Raw genomic sequence first — 4,282 nt, 5'->3', positions numbered from 1 at the left:
GGGCTGGCGAGCCAGACGACGCGTTTGTCGCCCTCGCCATGTTCCATGACGATCTCCATGCTGCAATAGCGCGCGTAGAAGCCGATGGACTTTTCGAGGTCCGCAGTCTGAAGCGCGCAATGGGTCAACGCCACGGTCATGGAAGCTAGAATCAGGTCTTAAGAACCAGAGTTACTGAGCCGTCCGGAATGCCCGGTTCCGGCGCGGCGGCACAATTCGGATAGCATCCAGAATTCGTTCGAACGAGCCAAAGAGCCAATAATGGCCCATATCATCGATGACTTCGAGCCTGCAGTTCGGCAGCACATCCGCAAGACGATAGGCTGCATCCGGCGGGACGATCGTGTCGTCGCTGCCTTGCCAGATAGAGACAGGCGTCTGGAGCTGATGCAGCGCCAAATCCCAAGGGCGGCAATAGAGGCGCAAGTCCTGAACCGCGCCTTCGACAGACCGATTCAAGCCCTCGCGCATGCTCGTTCCCAGGGAGTGGCGCAGTCCGCATTGATCGAGGATGGCGCGGTCCTTGTCGGTCGCGTATTGCGTAACCAGTATGTCGGAACTGTGGGGGAACCACGTGATCATCGAGCGCACGCTATGAAAATAGGTGCGCGCCGCAACCGGGGAGTGTCCGAGATACGAGAAGATAAAATGCTGCAGGCTGGTCATCGACACGTACTCCGTATCGCTGACGAGCCCGACGGGCGAGATCAACGCCACCTGCTGGATGCGGTCCTTCATCAAAAGCGCCGCCGCCAAAGCATGAGGCCCGCCGCCTGAGAACCCCACAAGGTAAAAACGATTGACACCCAAGCCATTGGCCAGAGCTTGGATATCGTGTGCCGTGTCGCTCAATGTTTCGTGGTGATGAGGGTCGGACAGGCCATAGCCGGCGCGGTCCGGCGCGATGATCCTGAAGCCCATCTTACGAGCAACGTCGGCCATGCTCGCAAACAACGTCCTCGAACCGGGCGTGCCGTGAAGCACGATGACCGGATGACCGTCGGGCGCGCCATATTCCGCATAGCCGATGCGCCGCCCGTCCTCCATCTGCAACGCGCGGGCGGAACGGTCGGCAATTCTATCCGGGTCATCTGACACGCGCTTATCCATAGGCTTGCGAAATCGATGCGATCGAGGGGTGAATGGCAAACGAAGCGGCGCGCAACGCAGGCACATGCCGCGATAGTTCTACGAGACAGCGGAGAGACCGCTACTATTCGCAGCCGATCATGATGTTGACGGGGTTGATGATCAACGTGACCGCCTTGCCCTCATATAGCTTTAGCGTCTCCAGAGACGCGATGGTGACGCTAACCTCGACCATCGTCTCGCCGGCAATTTGCACGTAAACGATGGCCGTCACGGCACCTTTGCGGATCTCCATGATCTTTCCCGCGATCTGGTTCGCGGTGCTGAGCTTGGAGAACTTCGTCGTGTGTTCCTCGGACATGTCCTCCCCTTTTGGTTGGTTGCCTCGTTTTCTACAGACCCAAGAAACGGCTTAGCTGAGGCTTGCACAGAAACGCTGGATGCGGGTGCAAGCCTCTCGCAGCGATTCGACGCCGGTTGCATAGGAAATGCGGAAGAACGGCGAGAGGCCGAAGGCCTCGCCATGAACCACGGCGACGCCTTCTTCCTGCAATAGCAGCTTGGCGAAATCCCCGTCGTTGCCGATCGCATCGCCCTTCGGTGTCTTCTTGCCGATCGCTCCCGCGCAGAACGGATAGACATAAAAGGCGCCCTCGGGCGTTGCACACGTAATACCTTCCGCCTCGTTGAGCATGGACACGACGAGGTCGCGGCGTTCCTGAAATGCCTTGACCCAATCGGTCAGAAAATCCTGGGGCCCACGAAGGGCCTCCACGGCCGCCCACTGGCTGATCGAACACGGGTTCGATGTCGACTGCGACTGCAGCTTGCCGATAGCCTTGATCAGTTCCGCCGGACCGCCCGCATACCCGATACGCCAGCCCGTCATCGAATAGGCCTTGGACACACCGTTCAGCGTCAAGGTGCGATCCTTGAGCTTGGGTTCCACCTGCGCGGGCGTCGAAAATTCGAAGCCCTCATAGACGAGGTGCTCATAAATATCATCCGACAGCACCCACACCCGCTCATGGCGCAGCAGCACATCGGTGAGCGCCTTGATCTCATCGCGCGTATACGCAGATCCAGTCGGGTTGGACGGTGAGTTGAAGATGAACCACTTCGTCTTCGGCGTGATCACCTTTTCGAGCGCCCCGGGCATGAGCTTGAAGTCGTCTTCGAGCTTCGTTTCGACGACGACCGGCTCCGCGCCGGCGAGCAATACGATGTCCGGATAGCTCACCCAGTAAGGTGCGGGAATGACGACCTCGTCGCCCGGATCGAGCGTCGCGAGCAGCGCGTTGTAAAGCACGTGCTTGCCGCCGCTGCCCACCGTGACTTCCGTCGGCTTGTACTCGAGGCCGTTCTCGCGCGCGAACTTCTCGCAGATCGCCTGCTTGAGTTCTGGGATGCCGTCGACGGCGGTGTATTTCGTCTCGCCCCGTTTGATCGCCTCGATGGCTGCGGCTTTGATGTTGTCCGGGGTGTCGAAATCGGGTTCGCCAGCGCCCAGACCGATGACATCGAAACCGGCGGCTTTCATCTCACGAGCCTTGCTCGTGATGGCCATTGTCGGCGAAGGCTTGACCCGTTCAAGCGTGCGGGAGACCAATCCCATGTAAAGCTCCTGAAAATTTCTGAAGGCTGCAATATCGCAGATGTGCTTCGGAAAATCCCGGCAACCCTATGCGTGCGCCTGATTTGCCGCAAGTGCATTGCACCATAGATTTGACGATGAGGCGAGATCGACGCCTGGATGGCACCGAAACACCGTATCGGGACCCAGAAAACGACCCCCGTCCACCGTGCCGACCGGTCAAAAAACTACGTGACTCGCTCTACTTTTGCGTGCCCCAAGCGCGTCTGGCATGGCGCAGATCTTCAGGAGCGAGGGAACATCGAGACGCTACAAGTCCTTGATTTTATTTGGTATGATTTGGACAGCCTCCCCATTTACCCTTGAAAACCTCGTCGCAGGCGCCAGATGAGATACAACGGCACTTCTTTGAAGACCTCTTTCGGAGGCGCAACTCTATGGTAGAGTCGGGGACTATTCGGGTGCCGGCCCTGCTGGGGACCGTACCGGAAATCAGGGCCACGAGGCCCGAACCTGGGAAACAGGACCGGAGAAAGCCAAAGGAAAGTGACGGGACTCTTTTGAATGACGGAAGCCTTGGCATTATTTGTTTTTCTGCTTGGATCGCTCGGCATGATCGCCCTTCACGTGCGGTCGCAGCCTGAGTGCGCGATGGCCGCGCAGAGCCGGTTCGCGAGGAAGCGCTAATGGCGCGAGAGCGATTAATGCGCGCACCGCGGCTGAGACGCCGCCGGCGTATCGCCGCAAAGACCGGCCTTGGGGCTTTCGCCGCGCTCGCCGTGCTGTTTGCGGCCTCGGAAATTCGAAACGTGCTCCCGACGATCGATGAGGGCGGATTTGCTCAATCCTTGCGCCAAAGCGCCTGGACCAAGGCCCTGTCCGGTCACTCGATCGCCGGTGCTTGGCCCTGGCAGGACGTTTCGGCACACATGTCTCGCTTGCCCTCGGCCACGGTACGCCGTCTCGGCCTCAGTGCCTCATTGCGCGACGTGACGGATACGACGACGGCGCCCGTGTCTCTAGGCCAGGCCAACACGGTTCCAGCGGAACAAGGCAATTCCATCGCCCGATCGATGGAAGGTGACATCGCTCTCGGGGATGTCGGGTCGGGTACGGTCGGCATTGGCGACAGCATCACCTTCACCGCGAGCGACGGCGCGACATGCGTCTACCAGGTTACGGGCCGCCCAGTGGTGGATCCGCATTTGGCGTCGGGCGAAGCGGAAGGGGCTCAAGGCGAAGCCGGACTGTTCGAGTGCAGCCCGCTAGATAGCCTGATCCTACGGGCGACCCAGCAGGCACGGGAAAACCTGCCTACGGCCAGGCCTGAGGATAGCCAGCGCAAACTCTAAGAGCCGGAAGCTCTAACGCTTCAGAAGTTGACGGTTTTGACGTTTAGACGGCGTCCAAGCCGACGTTCCGGTCTGTTCAACCTCGTCCGGTTAACGGCCAGCCGACTTTTACGGCTGTTCTGCGGGTGCCTGCTCCGGCACGACCGTCTCGCCACCTGCGGGCGTCTCGGCACCGTCTGCCGCTGGGGCTTCGACGGGCGCTGCGGGGACAACTGGCGCGGGCTGAGGCGTGGACGTCGCACGGGAC

Annotated in this window: 4 protein-coding genes; 1 reads left to right on the top strand and 3 read right to left on the bottom strand. The window is 60.1% G+C overall.

What is annotated here, in order from left to right:
• Positions 1-171 precede the first annotated feature (171 nt).
• The 3 genes from WBQ77_RS11360 to WBQ77_RS11350 form a co-directional block, all read right to left on the bottom strand.
• The gene (locus WBQ77_RS11360; RefSeq protein ID WP_424060324.1) at positions 172-1,098 is read right to left on the bottom strand and encodes an alpha/beta fold hydrolase; all 927 of its coding nucleotides are present in this window, start codon (positions 1,096-1,098) and stop codon (positions 172-174) included.
• Between the two features lie 115 nt (positions 1,099-1,213).
• Positions 1,214-1,450 carry a TOBE domain-containing protein gene (locus WBQ77_RS11355; protein WP_424042886.1) on the bottom strand — a complete coding sequence of 79 codons (237 nt, stop codon included), beginning with the start codon at positions 1,448-1,450 and terminating at the stop codon, positions 1,214-1,216.
• Between the two features lie 51 nt (positions 1,451-1,501).
• Positions 1,502-2,704, bottom strand: a complete 1,203-nt coding sequence (locus tag WBQ77_RS11350) for a pyridoxal phosphate-dependent aminotransferase (RefSeq protein ID WP_424042885.1) — start codon at positions 2,702-2,704, stop codon at positions 1,502-1,504.
• Between the two features lie 683 nt (positions 2,705-3,387).
• Here WBQ77_RS11350 and WBQ77_RS11345 point away from each other — a divergent pair.
• Positions 3,388-4,035 (top strand): hypothetical protein, encoded by a 648-nt coding sequence (locus WBQ77_RS11345; protein WP_424060322.1) that lies wholly within the window; start codon positions 3,388-3,390, stop codon positions 4,033-4,035.
• Positions 4,036-4,282: the final 247 nt, after the last annotated feature.

Source organism: Methyloceanibacter sp., from assembly GCF_049590335.1.
Classification (GTDB): Bacteria; Pseudomonadota; Alphaproteobacteria; order Rhizobiales; family Methyloligellaceae; genus Methyloceanibacter.
This window is presented reverse-complemented; position numbering and strand designations above follow the sequence as displayed.

Coding starts and splice junctions, on each gene's coding strand:
- WBQ77_RS11350 (WP_424042885.1), bottom strand. CDS start 2,704: ATGGGATTGGTCTCCCGCACGCTTGAACGGGTCAAGCCTTCGCCGACA.
- WBQ77_RS11355 (WP_424042886.1), bottom strand. CDS start 1,450: ATGTCCGAGGAACACACGACGAAGTTCTCCAAGCTCAGCACCGCGAAC.
- WBQ77_RS11345 (WP_424060322.1), top strand. CDS start 3,388: ATGCGCGCACCGCGGCTGAGACGCCGCCGGCGTATCGCCGCAAAGACC.